This is a genomic window from Streptomyces sp. NBC_00019, from assembly GCF_045041015.1.
GTDB lineage: Bacteria > Actinomycetota > Actinomycetes > Streptomycetales > Streptomycetaceae > Streptomyces.
This window is the reverse complement of the sequence record NZ_CP108302.1, coordinates 10200167-10215605: the sequence shown is the minus strand read 5'-3', so window position 1 is coordinate 10215605 and position 15439 is coordinate 10200167. Positions and strand designations below refer to the sequence as shown.

13 protein-coding genes and 2 pseudogenes are annotated in these 15439 nt (G+C 69.9%); 10 read left to right on the top strand and 5 right to left on the bottom strand.

From position 1 onward, the window contains the following. Nucleotides 1-2: 2 nt before the first annotated feature. The 8 genes from OHU89_RS47340 to OHU89_RS47305 all read left to right on the top strand — a co-directional run bounded on the left by OHU89_RS47340 (nucleotide 3) and on the right by OHU89_RS47305 (nucleotide 11030). Nucleotides 3-1109, top strand: coding sequence for an MCE family protein (locus OHU89_RS47340; RefSeq protein WP_405654968.1), 1107 nt, complete (start codon nucleotides 3-5; stop codon nucleotides 1107-1109). Then, complete coding sequence (locus tag OHU89_RS47335) at nucleotides 1106-2461, top strand: MCE family protein (RefSeq protein ID WP_405652395.1); 1356 nt, start codon at nucleotides 1106-1108, stop codon at nucleotides 2459-2461. The genes OHU89_RS47340 and OHU89_RS47335 overlap by 4 nt, the downstream gene beginning before the upstream one ends. After that, the gene (locus OHU89_RS47330; RefSeq protein ID WP_405652393.1) at nucleotides 2458-3735 is read left to right on the top strand and encodes an MCE family protein; all 1278 of its coding nucleotides are present in this window, start codon (nucleotides 2458-2460) and stop codon (nucleotides 3733-3735) included. Before OHU89_RS47335 ends, OHU89_RS47330 begins: the two co-directional genes overlap by 4 nt. A 29-nt stretch (nucleotides 3736-3764) precedes the next feature. After that, nucleotides 3765-4256, top strand: coding sequence for a hypothetical protein (locus OHU89_RS47325; protein WP_405652391.1), 492 nt, complete (start codon nucleotides 3765-3767; stop codon nucleotides 4254-4256). A 48-nt stretch (nucleotides 4257-4304) separates the two neighbouring features. Next, nucleotides 4305-5087 carry a hypothetical protein gene (locus tag OHU89_RS47320; RefSeq protein ID WP_405652389.1) on the top strand — a complete coding sequence of 261 codons (783 nt, stop codon included), beginning with the start codon at nucleotides 4305-4307 and terminating at the stop codon, nucleotides 5085-5087. 514 nt (nucleotides 5088-5601) lie between these two features. Beyond that, nucleotides 5602-6243, top strand: coding sequence for a DUF7019 family protein (locus OHU89_RS47315; protein ID WP_405654967.1), 642 nt, complete (start codon nucleotides 5602-5604; stop codon nucleotides 6241-6243). A gap of 10 nt (nucleotides 6244-6253) precedes the next feature. Beyond that, the gene (locus OHU89_RS47310) at nucleotides 6254-9751 is read left to right on the top strand and encodes a WD40 repeat domain-containing serine/threonine protein kinase (protein ID WP_405652387.1); all 3498 of its coding nucleotides are present in this window, start codon (nucleotides 6254-6256) and stop codon (nucleotides 9749-9751) included. 1 nt (nucleotide 9752) lies between these two features. Continuing rightward, on the top strand, nucleotides 9753-11030 hold the full coding sequence (locus OHU89_RS47305; protein ID WP_405652385.1) for a protein kinase domain-containing protein: 1278 nt from the start codon (nucleotides 9753-9755) through the stop codon (nucleotides 11028-11030). A gap of 335 nt (nucleotides 11031-11365) precedes the next feature. Here OHU89_RS47305 and OHU89_RS47300 read toward each other — a convergent pair. Beyond that, nucleotides 11366-11503, bottom strand: a pseudogene (locus tag OHU89_RS47300) (transposase); the annotation flags it as partial. Beyond that, nucleotides 11496-11669 (bottom strand): hypothetical protein, encoded by a 174-nt coding sequence (locus OHU89_RS47295; protein WP_405655127.1) that lies wholly within the window; start codon nucleotides 11667-11669, stop codon nucleotides 11496-11498. The pseudogene OHU89_RS47300 and the gene OHU89_RS47295, both read right to left, overlap by 8 nt. Here OHU89_RS47295 and OHU89_RS47290 point away from each other — a divergent pair. Beyond that, nucleotides 11619-11774: pseudogene (locus tag OHU89_RS47290) on the top strand (nucleoside/nucleotide kinase family protein); the annotation flags it as partial. The gene OHU89_RS47295 and the pseudogene OHU89_RS47290 overlap by 51 nt on opposite strands. 173 nt (nucleotides 11775-11947) lie before the next feature. Then, nucleotides 11948-12532: a hypothetical protein gene (locus OHU89_RS47285; RefSeq protein ID WP_405655125.1), complete on the top strand. Its 585-nt coding sequence runs from the start codon at nucleotides 11948-11950 to the stop codon at nucleotides 12530-12532. Nucleotides 12533-12963: 431 nt separating this feature from the next. Here OHU89_RS47285 and OHU89_RS47280 read toward each other — a convergent pair whose 3' ends face one another. From OHU89_RS47280 to OHU89_RS47270, 3 genes are all read right to left on the bottom strand, one after another. Beyond that, the gene (locus OHU89_RS47280) at nucleotides 12964-13317 is read right to left on the bottom strand and encodes a hypothetical protein (protein WP_405652383.1); all 354 of its coding nucleotides are present in this window, start codon (nucleotides 13315-13317) and stop codon (nucleotides 12964-12966) included. Nucleotides 13318-13782: 465 nt separating this feature from the next. Next, nucleotides 13783-14181 (bottom strand): transposase, encoded by a 399-nt coding sequence (locus OHU89_RS47275; protein ID WP_405654965.1) that lies wholly within the window; start codon nucleotides 14179-14181, stop codon nucleotides 13783-13785. Nucleotides 14182-14531: 350 nt separating this feature from the next. Next, nucleotides 14532-15020, bottom strand: a complete 489-nt coding sequence (locus OHU89_RS47270; RefSeq protein ID WP_405652380.1) for a GNAT family N-acetyltransferase — start codon at nucleotides 15018-15020, stop codon at nucleotides 14532-14534. Nucleotides 15021-15439 lie beyond the last annotated feature (419 nt).

The window sequence follows — 15439 nt, the reverse complement described above, 5'->3', positions numbered from 1 at the left end:
GACTGGCGCTGCTCACCGTACTGGCCCTCGTCGCCGCGCTCACCTACGTCCTGTGGCCGCGCCCCGAACCGGTCCGCGTCACCGCGTACTTCCCGCGCACGGTCGGCATCTACCCGGGCTCGGACGTCCGCGTGCTGGGCGTCCGCATCGGCGAGGTCAGGACGATCACGCCGGAGGGCGGCCGGGTACGGGTCGAGCTGGAGTACGACGCCGGCCGCAAGATCCCGGCGGACGCACAGGCGGCGATCATCAACTCCTCGGTGGTGAGCGACCGTTATGTGCAGCTGCTGCCGGTGTACCGAGACGGTTCGGTGCTGCGGACCGGAGACGAGATCCCCGAGTCGCGCACGGCCGTACCCGTCGAACTGGACCGTGTCTTCGACAGCCTGCACACCACGGCCGAGGGGCTCGGCCCTGAGGGCGCCAACAAGGACGGCTCGCTGTCGCGGCTGCTGGGGGTCAGTGCCGACAACCTCGACGGCCAGGGCGAGAACCTGCACCAGACCGTGGAGGACCTCTCGGAGGCGGTCACCACCCTGTCCGACGGCCGCACGGACCTGTTCGGCACGATCCGCAACCTCCAGGTCTTCACGGCGGCGCTGGCGGCCGACGACAAGAGCGTGCGGTCGTTCAACAAGAGCCTCGCCGAGGTCGCGGACCAACTCGCGGGCGAGCGCAAGGACTTGGCGGCGGCGCTGAAGAACCTCGGAACGGCGCTGGGTGATGTGTCCGGCTTCGTGAAAAAGAACAAGAAGTCGCTGACCTCCAACGTGACGGGCCTCAGCAAGGTGACCAAGGTACTCGTCACCCAACGAGCCGCGCTGGAAGAGCTGTTGGAGGTGGCCCCGACCGGCATGTCGAACCTCAACAACGCCTACAACCCGTCGGCCGGCACCCTCGACACCCGCAACAACGCCGACCAGCCGCAGGATCCGGCATCGCTGCTGTGCTCCGTACTCAGGACGACCGGGGACGAGGGCGGCGGCGAGAACCCCGACTGCGAGGAGCTGAGGGAACTGTTCGACTCCCTGCCGGACGTCCCGCAGGGCACCGCCGTGACGGGCACGGTCGACCGGACGCTCGGCGGAATCCTGGGAGCGAGCGCATGAGCATCGAGCGCACGAGGATGCTGCGCAAGGGCCGGGTGGCGGCCTGGGCGGCGGTCGGTTCACTGCTGCTGACCGGCTGCGAGTTCAACGGCTGGTACGACGTCCAACTGCCGGGAGGTGCGGCGGCGGACGGAAACGCGTACCACGTCACCGTCGAGTTCCGTGACGTACTCGACCTGGTGCCGCAGTCGGCGGTAAAGGTCAACAACGTCACCGTGGGCGCGGTCGAGAGGGTGGAGCTGGACGGCTGGCACGCGCGCGTACGGCTGCGGGTCGCCGACTCGGTGAGACTGCCCGGCAACGCGATCGCCGAGCTGCGGCAGACCAGCATGCTCGGCGAGAAGTACGTGGCGCTGTCGAAGCCGGCGGACACGGCGCCGGTCGGGCGGCTCGGCGAAGGCTATGTGATCCCCCTGTCGCGCAGTGGCCGCAACCCGGAGATCGAGGAGGTGCTGTCCGCCCTGTCCGCGCTGCTCAACGGGGGCGGTGTGGCCCAGCTCAAGACGATCACCGTGGAACTGAACAAGGCGCTGGAGGGACGGGAGAACCGCGTCAAGTCCCTGCTGAAGGAGCTGAATGTCTTCCTGGGCGGCCTGGACACGCAGAAGAAGGACATCGTCCGGGCCCTGAAGGCCGTGGACCGGCTCGCCAAGCGACTCGGCAAGGAGAAGAAGACCATCGCCGAGGCCGTCGACGCGATGCCGCCGGCCCTGAAGGTGCTGGCCGACCAGCGCCGGGACCTGACGCGCATGCTCACCGCACTGTCGAAGCTCGGCACGACGGGCACGAAGGTGGTCGACGCCTCGCACGACAACACGGTCGCCAGCCTCGAGCAGCTGCGCCCGATCCTGCAACAGCTGAACAAGGCGGGTGACGACCTGCCCAACGCCCTTGAGCTGCTGACCACTTACCCGTTCCCGCGCAACGCGGTGGACGCGATCAGGGGCGACTATGTCAACCTGCACATCACGGCCGACATCGACCTGGCCGGGATCTACGGCAACCTGACGGAGGAGCCGGGCAACGGGAGCGGCGACGGGGAGACCCAGGGACCCGGGCTTCCCGAGACCCCGGAATTGCCGGGCGTACCGGATGTACCGGATCTGCCAGGCGTCCCCACCCCCACCGCCCTGCCGAGCACACCGAGCGTGCCGTCGTCCCCCTCCGCCCCGTCCGGGGATGGCGGTGCCCTGCTGTGCCCGCCGGTGTGCACCAGCACGTACAGCAGGTACGGCGGTTACGGCGGTTACGGCGGTTACGGCGGTTACGGCGGTTACGGCACAGGGGTCGCATGGCCGGAGGACATCGACCTGGACCTGGCCGAACTGATGCTGAAGGGAGTCCGGCCGTGATCACACGTACGGTCAAGGCCCAGCTGCTCGCCTTCGCCACCATCACCGCCGTAGGAGTGTCGTACGTCGGCGCCGAGTACACGGGTCTGGTGGACGAGGTCCTGGACCGCGGCTACATCGTGCGGGCGGACTTCGTCGACTCCGGGGGCGTCTTCCCGGGCGCCGAGGTGACGTATCGCGGGGTGCCGGTGGGGAGGGTGGGCGAGTTGCGCCTGACTGGCGCCGACGGTGTGTCCGTGGCCCTTGACATCGACGGCGGGGCGCCGCGCATCCCGGCGGACACGCTGGCGGTCGTGGCGAACCGCTCGGCGGTGGGCGAGCAGTACGTGGACCTGCAACCGCGCACGTCCGACGGCCCGTACCTGCTCGACGGCAGCACGATCTCGCGCGCAAGCACGCGCGTTCCGCTCCCGACGACGGACCTGGTCCTCAGCCTGGACCGCCTGGTGAACTCGGTGGGCAAGGACGATCTCCAGGTCACGGTCGACGAGTTGGGCAAGGCGTTCGCGGGGACGGGCCCGAACCTGAGCCGCCTGGTGGACTCGGGCAACGCCCTGGTCGAGTCGGCCTCGGAGGCACTGCCGGAGACGATCGCGCTCATCGAGGACTCACGAAAGGCCCTGAAGACCCAGGCGGACCAGGGTTCGTCGATCAAGTCGTTCGCGAACGATCTGGCGGCACTGACAGCCCAATTGAGGGCGAGCGACGGTGACCTGCGCAAGCTGATCGGCAACGCGAGACCGGCGGCGCAGGAGGTGAACTCCCTGCTGAGATCGGCCGGACCGGAGCTGTCGGTCCTGCTGGCGAACCTGATCAGCGGCGGCCAGGTGACACTGGCCCGGCTGCCCGGCGTGGAACAGGCCCTGGTCACCTTCCCGGTGATGGTGGCGGGCAGCTACACGGTCGTACCGGGCGACAGCACGACCCACTTCGGTCTGGTGGTCAATGCCGACGACCCTCCGGCGTGCACCCAGGGCTACGGCACGGCGCGCCGCGACCCCGCCGACACGAGCACCCGCGAGGCGAACACCGACGCCCGCTGCACGCTCCCGCGGGGCAGCGAGTCGTCCGTACGAGGCGCGCAGAACGCCCCAGGCGCGTCGGCCTCCTACGGAGGCGCCCGGCAGACGGCGTACGTCACACCGTACGACCCGGAGACCGGCACCACCGCCGGACCGGACGGAAGGGCCGTCGAGATCGGCTCGACGGGCGGCCAGCGGGCCGTGTTCGGAAAGGAGTCGTGGCAATGGCTGTTGGTCGGACCGATGGCGTGAGGAATTCCGTGAGGAAGGCGCTGAAGGCCATGGACAGGACTCTGTCGGGACGAGCCTGGTCACTGGGCCTGGCAACGGCGACAGTCGTGGTCACCGCACTGACGATCTGGCTGGCTCTCGGCCTCGGCGAACAGCGCCAGGCGGACCAGCGCCGCCAGGACATCCTGGCCGCGGCCCGCCAGTCGGCACTGAACTTCACCTCCCTCGACTACCGGCACTACGACCGCGACAGCGCGAACGTCCTGGCAGGCGCCACGGGCGACTTCAAGAAGCAGTTCGCGGCACAGACGGAGCAGTTGACCGAACTGGTGGCTCAGAACAGATCGGTGTCCGAGGGCCAGATCCTGGAGGCCGGCATCGTCCGCTCCGACGAGAACGCCGCCCGCGTCCTGGTGGTCGCCGACAGCAAGGTGACCAACACGGCCGTACCCCAGGGGGAGGCGCGCACCTACCGCCTGCAACTGGACCTGGTGCACCGGGACGGCCGCTGGCTGACGTCGGACGTCGAGTTCGTCGGCTGACCGGCATGCCGCGAGAAGCCACTATCGAGGAGTACAAGGAGTACGACGATGCCGAAGACGCCCCCCGGCACCACTACCCGGCGAACGATGACTGCGGCGGCTCGCGCGGCAGCCAAGCGCGCGGAACGCAGCCACCACGACGCCGGCTCGCCGGCGACCACCGCCGAGGCGGCCGACGACCGGTCCGCACGGCCGCTCGCGGGCCGCACCGTGCTCATCGAGGCCCCGAAGGACGGCTGGCAGGACCCGCCGGAGCCATCGCCTGAGGCATTCGAGGAGGCAGACACTCCAGAAGAGCCGCAAAAGGCAGGAAATCCCGCCAAGCCCGGCCGCCGAAGGCTGTTCACGGCACTGCTCGGCGTCCTGCTCGTGGCGGGCTTGGTGGCGGCCGCCGTACTGGGATGGCAGTACCGGGACGGACGGCGGACGGAGGCTGCCCGCACCGAGGCGGTCGCGGCCGCACGCGAGGCGGCACCGATCGTCCTGTCGTACGACTACCGCCACCTGAACCGCGACTTCGCGAAGGCCCGTACCCACCTCACCGGTGCCTTCAGCAGGGAGTACGGGAAGACGACGAAGACGGTGGTGGGCCCGACGGCCAAGAAGTACCAGGGCGTGGTGAAGGCAACGATCGCCGCTCCTGCCTCCGGCGGAACCCCGGCAGCCTCCGTCGTCTCGGCCTCCCCGGACGAGGTCGTGGTCCTGCTCTTCGTCAACCAGGTCACCGAGAGCACGCAGGTCTCGGGGTCCCGGGTGGATCTCAACCGGGTGCGGATGACGATGTCCCGCACGACGGACGCGTGGAAGGTGAGCGCGGTCGACGCTCTCTGACATATGCCGCGCCCTGGCCTGGTGGGCAGGATCTGAGGCTCTCAACCCCAGGCGGCGAGGCCGCAGTCTGTGTGGTCGACGTACCGAAGGCGAAGGTGACGCTGTCGTTGGCGGTGTCCGGGTCGTGGAGGGGGATGCCGGCCGGGCCGGGATGCACGGTCGCCGTGCCCTTGGCACCGTCGTACCTCTTGGCCGTCTTCCCCCACAGTGCGAACAGCTGGCTCTTGCACTGTCCCGAACACCGTGCACCTGGACTTGCCCACCGGGTCCTTTGTGTCCATGGTCCGGCGGGAGCCGTGGCCGACCAGCCTCAGTGACTCTCAGGAAGGCCTGGGCGAGTGTCACGACGGTGCCGTGGCTGACGGCCGACAGCAGGTGACGACGGGCCGTGCCGGGACGGCCCGAGCCCTTGAGGGTCAAGCTTAGGGCTGGAGTTGATGGGAGTGGTCTTCTGGAACTTGGTGGGGAGACCGGGACCCGTGAGGCCGCGAAGCGATAGCCTCGGACGGTGACGATGCGGTACTACCTGTACATCAGCGACGCCAAGGTCGACATGCTGCTCTCCCAGATCGATCCTGCTTTCGGCCGCCGGAGCACCACGGAAGCAGGCCTGAGCGTCAAGCTGTTCAGCCTTCGGCGCAGCGTCGAAGCATCTGCGCCGGACCGGACGGCCAAGTTGGAGCGCGTTCTGCGCCACCTGGAGGAGACCGGGCAAACAGGGTCGGTGGACGAGCCGGGACCGTACTTCCGCGGCAGCCTGCCCATGCAGTGGGGGCTCCTGCCCGGTGAGAACGGCGGGGCGCTGGTGTACTTCGGCGGCCGGACCGGGCAGACGATCCTCGGTCTGGGCGGAGCCGGCAGCCATGTGCTCGGTTCGAGTGCGCCGCAGTCTCAGGACTTCGCGCCGTCCTCGGTGCCGACGCTCCTGGCCGGCCTGGCCTCGGCGTTGTCGGCCGACGGTGTCGAGATGCCCGCCGACCAGCCCTCCCTGGCCTGGGTGCACACCGCGGGGCGGCTGCTGCGCGGCCCCCAGCAGACCGTGGAGTTCGTCGCCCGGCGCCTGCTGACCGGCCCCAGCCCCTATCCCGAAGTCGACGCCCGCCCCGGCATGCGGGTGCTGCTCGGCAGCCCCCTGTACGTGGCCCTGGCCGACTGACGGCGCGGCGATGGCGTCTGCGGTCTGGCAGCCCGGCGAGGTGGTCCTCGATCTGTACGAGGTGCTCGACGACGTGCGCAGCGGCGGCATGGGGACGGTCCAGCGGGTCCGGCACCTGGGCTGGAACGTGGACCTCGCGGTCAAGACGCCCCGGCCGGAGCGGGTCGCCTCCGAGAGCGGCAGGCACCGGTTCGAGGCCGAGGCGGGCACCTGGGTGGGCCTGGGCCTGCACCCGCACACCGTCAACTGCGCCTACGTCCGCACCGTCGGCGGCGTGCCCCGGGTATTCGCCGAGTGGGTCGACGGCGGCGACCTCGCCGAGGCGGTGGCCGGCGGCCGCCTCTACGAGGGCGGGCCTCGGGCTGCGCTCGCGCGCGTCCTGGACGTCGCCGTCCAGACGGCGTGGGGCCTCCAGCACGCCCACGACACCGGCCTGGTCCACCAGGACGTCAAACCCGCCAACATCATGCTCGAACCCGACGGAACCTCCAAGGTCACCGACTTCGGGCTGGCCGGGGCGCGCGCGCCGAACGCCGACGGGACGACCGCGTCCGGCGTCACCTTCGGCGGCATGACGCGGCCGTACTGCTCACCGGAGCAGGCGCTCGCCGCTGCCGGGCGCCGGGACATCCGGCTGACCCCCGCGACGGACGTGTGGTCGTGGGCGCTGACGGTGCTGGAGATGTTCACCGGCCGCCGGCCGACCGACTACGGCCAGGCCGCCGCCGAGGCACTCGACGGACTGCTGGCCTGCGGCCCACAGGATCCGCGGGTGCCGCCCCTGCCGCCGGCCGTCGCGGGGCTGCTGCGCCAGTGCTTCACGACCGCCGTCACGGCGCGGCCGTCCCGGCTGGACGAGGTCGTCGGCGTCCTGAGCGAGGTGTACGGCGACGTGGTCGGCACACCGTACCCGCGGCCGGTCCCGCAGGCGGCCGCGCTGCTGGCGGACGGGCTGTCCAACCAGGCGCTGTCCCTGCTCGACCTCGGGCGCACCGAGGAGGCCGAGGAGCGGTGGCGGGAGGCGATGACGGCGGACCCGCACAGTCTGACCGCCACCTTCAACTTCGGCCTGCACCGGTGGCGCGACGCGCGGAAGACCGATGCGGAACTCCTCGCCGAACTGACGTCCGCCCGTGAGATCGGTGGCGACGACGCCCTGGGCGCGCGGCTGATCGGTCTGGTCCACCTGGAGCGCGACGACCGCGAACGCGCCGCGGAACTGCTGCGCCCGGCTGCGCCGGGGGAACCGGAACCGGCCGAAACCACGGACGCGCTGGCGGAGTTGGCACGTGATCCGGGGGCTCGCCCGGTGGTCCTGGCCGGCCACGAGGGGGTCGTGAGCGCCGTGGCGGTGACGGCCGACGGGGGCCTGGTGCTGTCCGGCGACCACCAGGGGGTTCTCCGGCTGTGGGAGACGGGAAGCGGCCGCTGCCTGCGGGAGCTGACGTCCGAGGGCTCGGGCGTCGTGGCAGTCGCGGTGGACGGCGAGGGGCGGATCGGCCTGGTCGGCCGCGAGCAGGGCCCGCCGGAGGCCTGGGACCTCGCTCGCGGCGAGCGGCTGCCCCTTCCGGCCGGCCCGGTCGCCGAGGGCGTCACCTCGGTCGCACTCAGCGCTGACGGGTCGGTCGGCGCCACCGCGCACGCGGATGGCGCCCTGTGGTTCTGGCACCTGGACACGGGGGAGCTCTTCGGCCCGGTCCCGAGCGGGACGGAGCGCATGACCGCGCTGGAGCTCGGTGACGGCGGCGGCATCGCCGCGACCGCCGGTGGCCTGGGAGAGACGACGATCCGCCTGTGGGATGCCGGTACGGGTGCGTGCCGGGCCGTTCTCACCGAGCCGCGGCAGTCCGATCCGTATCGCTCGGCCTGGGGCGGCTTCGTGCGAAGGGCCGCAGTGGCCCCGGGCGTGCGGTACGCCCTGCAGGTGTGGCACGGGCCGATGGTGCTGTGGAACGTGACGACGGGCCGGATCGCCGCTCAGGTGCCCCACGACGTGACGCACGTCTCGGCGCTCGCGCTGACGCCCGACGGCTCGCTGGCCGTCGTCGGAAGCGGTCAGCCGCTCCGGGCGGTGCAGACGGCGACCGGCCGCTGCCTGCGTACGTTCGACGACGGTATGTCCCAGCACACGTTCCACCTCGCGATGAGCGGCGACGGCAGCCGTGCCGTGCTGGCCGTGTTGGACGGGCGGATCAAGGTACAGCCCCTGCCGGTCCCGCGCTACCGCGCGCCGTGGGCGTACGCCCGGCCCCGGGCCGCCGGTGAACTGACCGACCACGCCGGCCGGTTCCGGGCGGCGATGCGCGAGGGCGAGCGGCTCTTCGAGGACGGCCGCTACGCGCAGGCGGCCGCCTGCCTGCGCACCGCGCAGGCGGTGCCGGGCCACGCACGGCATCCCGAACTGCTTCACGTCTGGAGCGAGTTGGGGCGACACGGGCGCCGGACGGGACTGCGCGGTGCGTGGCAGACGTTCGACTTCAACGGGCGTCTCGGGAGTCCTTCGGCGATGGCATTCATCGGGGGCACGAGCGTGTTCCTCGCCGGGCTGTCCCCGGACTGGTTCCTGCTGTGCGACGCCGCCGCCGCCCGGCAGAACCGCACGATCGCCTCGATGGTCACAGCTGCCGCGGCTCCGTTGATGACGAGCGACGGCGCCGCAGCGGTCGTGCTGGGCCGGTCGGAGGCCGCCCTGCTGGACCTGCGGGACGACCGGACCGTCACATTGGAGCGTGACGACATCCAGGCCATGGCCCTGACCGATGACCGCGCCTGGCTGCTGACCGGCGAGGACAGCGGAACGCTGTGCCTCTGGGACGTCGAGGACGTGCGGCGCCAGCAACAGTACGCGGAACCGTCCTCCGGCTTCCGAGGCCACCAGGGGCCGGTGGGCGCCGTCGCGATCAGCCCCGACCGTCGGTACGGGGCGTCGAACGCCTTCGCCGGCGCCGAGGAGGACCGGAGGCGGCGCTCTGACCTGGACGAGCTCTGCGGCTGGGACCTGGCATCGGGCCGGCGTCTGTGGCAGCACACCGGGCGCCCGGGCGGGGCGAACCTGCGCTTCGCTCCGGACGGCCAAAGCCTTCTGGAGTACGGCCAGTTCGGCGTGCACTGCTACGACGCTGCGAGCGGCCGCCGGATCTACGCAGTGGAGGGCCCGTACAACGTCGCAAAGCTCGTGGTCTCCGCTGACGGCCGGCGTGCGGTGATCGCCGGGTACAACACGCTGGTCGTCCTCGACCCGGCGACGGGCCGCGTGCTCCGCGAGATCCCCGAGCCGGGCCTGATCAACACCGTCGCCCTCACCTTGGACGGCCGATTCGCCCTCGCCGGACTCGCGGACGAGGACGTGCACGTGTGGGACCTGGACCAGGGGCAGCGGCTGCGCGTCCTTGAAGGACACCGGGGCCAGGTCTTCGGCCTCGCCCTCAGCGCCGACGCCCGCCGGCTGCTGGTGGCCGAACTCGACTACGTGCGCTGCCTGGAACTCGACTGGGACTACGAGTGGTGACATGCCGTCCTCCGTCACCCTGACCCTGCACGGCGCGCCGGCGCCAGCGGCGTACGTCTTCGACGACCGCACGACCTACTTGGTCGGCCGGGCTCGCGAATGCGGTATCCGGCTGGCCGGAACGGAGAAGAGGGCCTCCCGGCACCACTGCATGCTCGACGTCAATCCCCCGCAGCTGCGGGTGCGGGACCTCGGCAGCCGCAACGGCACGTACGTCAACGGCGAGCGAGTCCCGCCCGGTCCGGCCGGGCGGGACCTGGCCGACGGTGACGAGATCGGCGTCGGCGGCGCGGTGCTGCGGGTCTCCGTCCAGGCGGCGGAACCCGCGACCGCGTTCGCCGAGGCACGGGACCCCGTCGACGCCGTGCACGCCCTCCTGGCCGCGGCCGAGGCCGGAGAACCGGACGTCGCCGGCATCCGCGGCTACCGACTGCTCCAGGAACTCGGCCGCGGCGGACAGGGCGTCGTCCACCTCGCCCGGGACGAGCAGACCGGGCAACTCCTCGCCCTGAAAACCCTGACGGCCCACGGCGCCGTCGACCCCGCCGCCCGCGACGGCTTCCTGCGGGAGTTCGCCTGTACGCGCGCCCTGCGCCATCCCAACGTCGTCGCCTTCCACGGCGGCGGCGCGCACGGCAGCACCTTCTACTTCACCAGCGAGTACTGCCGTCTGGGCAGCGTCGCCGACCTCACTGCCCAAGCGCGCGGCAGGCTGAGCATCGACCAAGCGGTGGGCGTGACCCTCCAGACGCTGCGCGGACTGCAGTACGCGCATGCCGCGGAGGTGCCCGTACGGCTTGCCGACGGGACCTCAGCGGTGCACCGGGGTCTGGTGCACCGCGACATCAAACCGCAGAACCTCCTGCTCACCGGAGCCGGCAACCGCGCGACCGTCAAGATCGCCGACTTCGGCCTGTCCAAGGCGTTCGACAGCGCCGGCCTGTCCGGTCACACCCTCACCGGCGCCATGGGCGGCACCCTGGCCTTCATGCCGCGCGGCCAGGTCATCGACTTCAAGTACGCACTGCCCGAAGTCGATCTGTGGGCCACGACGGCCAGCCTGTACTGGATGCTCACCGGTTCGCCCCCGCGCGACTTCCCCGCCGACGCCGATCCGGTCGCCGTCGTCCTGCAGGAGTCGCCCGTACCCGTACGCGACCGACTGCCCACGCTGCCGCGCCGACTCGCCGCAGTCATCGACACCGCCCTCATCGACAAGCCCCGTATCGCTCCCACAACCGCAGCCGACTTGGCAAAGGCAATCCGTCAAGCACTCTGAACGAGCGTTCACCACTCACTGCGTCAGCCGGGTTACGCGTGCCGGTAAATCGTCCGCCCAACTGGCAGAAAGCGATGGTCGAGCTGGACAGGTCAACCCTGATGGGAAGACAAGCACGTGAAGCTCCGGGTGCACAGCTTGATCTTGGCCGACAACCCATCTACCAGGAGCCTCACCTCTTCCCGGACACCGCCCCGCGCCAACTGACCTTCAGGACGGCTTCAAGTTCCGTGGCTATGTGGGTCTTTGCCGCGAGTGGCAGGTAGCAGGCAGGTACGGGCTTCGTGATCATTGTGGTGTCTTACGCCTGATGATCATGGCTTTGACGGTGGGCCGACGATGACGGCCAGGACCAGGCCGAGCGTGTCCGTAGCCACGTCCCGCTTACGTCCTTTGATTCTCTTGCCGGCGTCGATGCCCTGACTTCACTCGGCGACGTTCGCGGAGGTCTTCACGCTCTGGGCATCAATCAAATAGTGCTGCAGCCCGGCCCTGCGCGCGCCGGGACTTGTCGCGCAGCAGATCATGCACTCGCGCCGCGGCTCCCGGACCGGTGCACGCGGCCCGCCAGGCCACGAACACCGGCTCGACGAGCAGGAGCGGATCGTCGCCCGTCACGAGGAGTTCGGCAAGGACCACGACACGGCGGTGGCGTGGGTCCTCGGCACGGACCAGCGCAACGCCGAACTGGTCGCGGCGACACGGGACAGTGCGGACCTGGTGATTCCACCGACGGCGCTGCCATCGCCGTACGCGATCAGATTCCATCCGAATAGGAACAACTCATGGGCGCCGCGCTGCTGTGATGCCACAGTGAGGGTCGCTTCGACTGCAGAAATGGATTCGGCCGTACGCCCGCTCAAGAATGCCCGGAATCCGGAATTCGAGTCGGGAACGGCCGGACACGGGGGTGTTCTGTGGTATTCGATCTTTTGCTCCAGCCGCACTGCGACCTTCACCTGGCGCTCTCCGGGCCGTCGCTCACCTTGCAGGTGTTCCGACGGGAGGATGATCCGGCGATTCCGGGCCGGTACCGGCTGACGGCGATTCCGCGCGCAGACTGCACGTTCGAGTTCATGGCCCCGCACAACACCCCAGGTCACCGCTTCGACGACCTGCCGACGGTCGACGCGTCCGGCAAGGTGGTCGCCACGCATCCCGGGGTGTACCTCTTTCAGATGCGGCGGGGTGACGAGTACATCGTCGGGCGATTACAGGTCCACCAGCAGATCCTTGCGTGGTGGTTCGGAAACGACTCGATCACCACCGCCAAGCACGACATCGCGCACGCCCAGCCGTCGATCTATGCAAGGGCAGGACGGCCGGGTGGCGCAGTCGCGGTTCCCCAGGACGCGTTCCAGGGCCGGATGGATCGATGTGAGCAGGCCGCGCAGCCGGTCGTCGGGGTCGATGGATGGAGTGCAGCAGGTGGGGCGACTGGGCCGTCGGCCCGCCTGAGCCACGACCTGGTCCATTCGCACAAGAGCTTGGGCAGCCAGTGACGGTAACGAGTCTTTCGACAGGCGGTGTGCAGTCCGTGTAGCTCCTACGCAGATTCTTTGGGCGAGGCGAGGCGAGGCGAGGCGGGGCGAGGCGAGGCGAGGCGGGGCGAGGCGAGGCGGGGCGGGGCGAGGCGAGGCGGGTATGTCCACGCCGAGTCGCCTACGGGATTGATCCGCGCCACTCTGACTGACCGCCCGCAGCGGCTCTGGTGTTGCCGTCCCGGCGATGGGCTTGCCGGGACGTATCCCGTCCGGCCAGTAGTTCCGCTGCCTGATGCTGCGTGTAATCGGCGGCCAGTTGAGCTTCGGCGATGGCGTCACCCCGTTCGCGTACCAGGTTCTCATAGATCGGCAGGCGATCGATTTCGGTGGAGGTGCGTGTCACAGTCGCCCTTTCGGTATGACGGACTTCGGTAAAGGCCGGTCTGCTGTCAGGCTCGGTTGAGCCGGGCGGAAATCCCATGGCCGATCAGCAAATACAAGGCCGCCGGAAGACCGTAGTTGAGGACGACGCGTAGCCCCTCTGTGTCCATCGTGAAAATGTCCTGCGACCACCAGGCCAGCCAGTTCGCCGATCCCCGCACGAACTCGACGAACACATTCGCCGAGTTCGCGTCGAGCAGGGACAACAGGATCCACAGGCCCAGCAGACCTGCCGCGACGTCAGCGACCGTGCAGACAGTGAGGGCCGTGCGGCGCGTGGCGGCCTGGCGGCGCGCGGAGCGGTCCGGGTCCGAGGGCTGCTGGTACGCGTGATATCCGGGAACCGGGTCGAAGTTGCTCACAGGAAATCCGATCGACGTAGTGCCATGTCGGCGCGCTCGCCCCAGGTGCCGGAATCCAGACCGGTTCTGCGCCCCGCTTCTTCCTGCTTCAGCGTTCCGGATGCGCTGCCGTGTTACACCGCCGTCCACGATGACCCAAATATGGTTTCCTATTCAGTCAATTGCTCAAATATTTGGGCGTCGAGGCGCTTTTCCGGATGAAGTCGGGGAGAGTGTTCGGGTGGTCACAACGGCCCGCGGCCCGACGTGTGCGCAATTCGTATTCGAGTCATGATGCCAGCAAGTGCACACCTTCATATGGGTGTCGGTCTCGTGGCCATTTCCGTCCGCCTGTGACACTCCTGGCCGTGCGGCGAGCTCTTGGGTGTGACCCGGGCGGAGTCATTGCTCTGCGAAGTGACCTCGGGGGCTCACACAGTCGTACGGGGGTGCTTCCATCTGTTCGATCAAGGTCTGCCGGCTTGGTCAGGCTGCTTGTTCGTGCCCGGGCTGGTAGGGGGTGCGGTGTTTGAGCATGGCGTGCAGGACGTCGACGCGGCGGCGGGTGAGGCAGATGAGGGCGGCGTTGTGGGCGTCGGTCTTGCCGGTTCCGGGATGGCAGTCGGCCAGGCGGCGCATGGACAGGCCGGGCAGGTAGGCCACCTCGCATCCGCTGGCGCGGGCCACGGCCACCGCCAAGGTCCCCACCGCGGGCTGGTCGACCACGACCAGGACTTTCCCCCGTCGGCCCAGGTGTGCGAACAGCTCCCGCGCCTGGGGCTCGCCGTTGGGCAGCGGCTTGTCGAAGACCGTACGACCGTCGGCCTGCAGAGCTGTGCAGTGATGGGCGGACTTGCCCACGTCCAGGGCGCAGAACACGTCGATCGATGTGAAGTCGTTGCTGGTCACCGGGCTTTCCCTCCCCGGAGTCACCACCGGTGGCCCGCCCGGGCACCGGTGATCGGCAGCCACATTACGCAGCCCTGCCTGTTCGGCGGACACGCTTCCATCAGCGACCATCCGGTACCGCCAGAACCGGCGACGGCACCCCCCGGATCATCAAGGACAGGAGCAACGAGTCATACCGACCCCAGAGGCCACGAGCCCGAACCGGGCTCTACAACGAAGGCAATGAGCAGCGGCGACGGCCCACACGGAGCGCGCGGCGTCCAGTGACTCCTGCATGCCGGCCGCCATGCGGGCGAAGCCGGTGCCCCGCCAACCGGCACACCGCGTCATTCCGCAGGAATGCGAAACTCGAATTCGGGACGGTCCCACGGCACGGCGGGCGGGTTCGCCAGCGCGGTCCCGGTCCGCACCGCACCCATACGGTGGTAGAAGTCCTCGGCGGGAAGATGCGACACGACCTTGAGACGGTCGATCCCGGCGGCGCGGGCCTCGGACTGCATGTGCGCCACGAGCTGCCGTCCAATACCCCGTCCTTGCGCTTCGTCGGCGACGAACAGCAGATCGAGCTCGGGTGGCGCGAGGACGAGCGAGTAGAACCCGAGGACCCGGCCTCCCTGCTCGTCGGCGCCGACGGCCACAAAGGCGCGGTGGGCCTCGATGTAATCAGGACCGACCCGGTAGCCCGCCACTGCGGCCGCGTATTTACCCTGGTAGGCGCCTGAGCCACGCACAAGCCGCGTGAGCCGTTTGGCATCCCGCGCGACGGCCCGCCGTATCGTGATCGGCTGGCTGATCGGGGAAGTGCGTGAACTCATCCGAAGAGTATTTCGCACCGGGGAGCGCCTTCCTGCGGCGGGTCGGCTGCTCGGGCAGGCGTTCCTGCACCGCTCCCGGGAACCACTCGTGCGAGCGCAACCGATCCCACGCCAAAACCGCACCGGAGCGCTTCGGTGCGGCTGGGGCGTCTCACGCCTCCGCACGGAGGTCCCCGTCGGAACGGTTTCCGCCGCCCGTCGGTGAGAGCAGCGGCCGCCGGCGCGAAGGCTCGCGTCTTCCCATGGGGCGAGGCCTCGCGCGGGATCGTCCTCACGGCCGTTGGGGCAAGCGGGAGTTCGCCCCGCCGGGCCGCAGGACGAGGGACAAGGGCCGCGGACCGTTCGCGGGACGTGGGCTCCGGTTTCCCTGCCGGTTCGGTTGTCTCTCCAGGCCCGGGGGCTGGGGGCCGGAAGGCAGG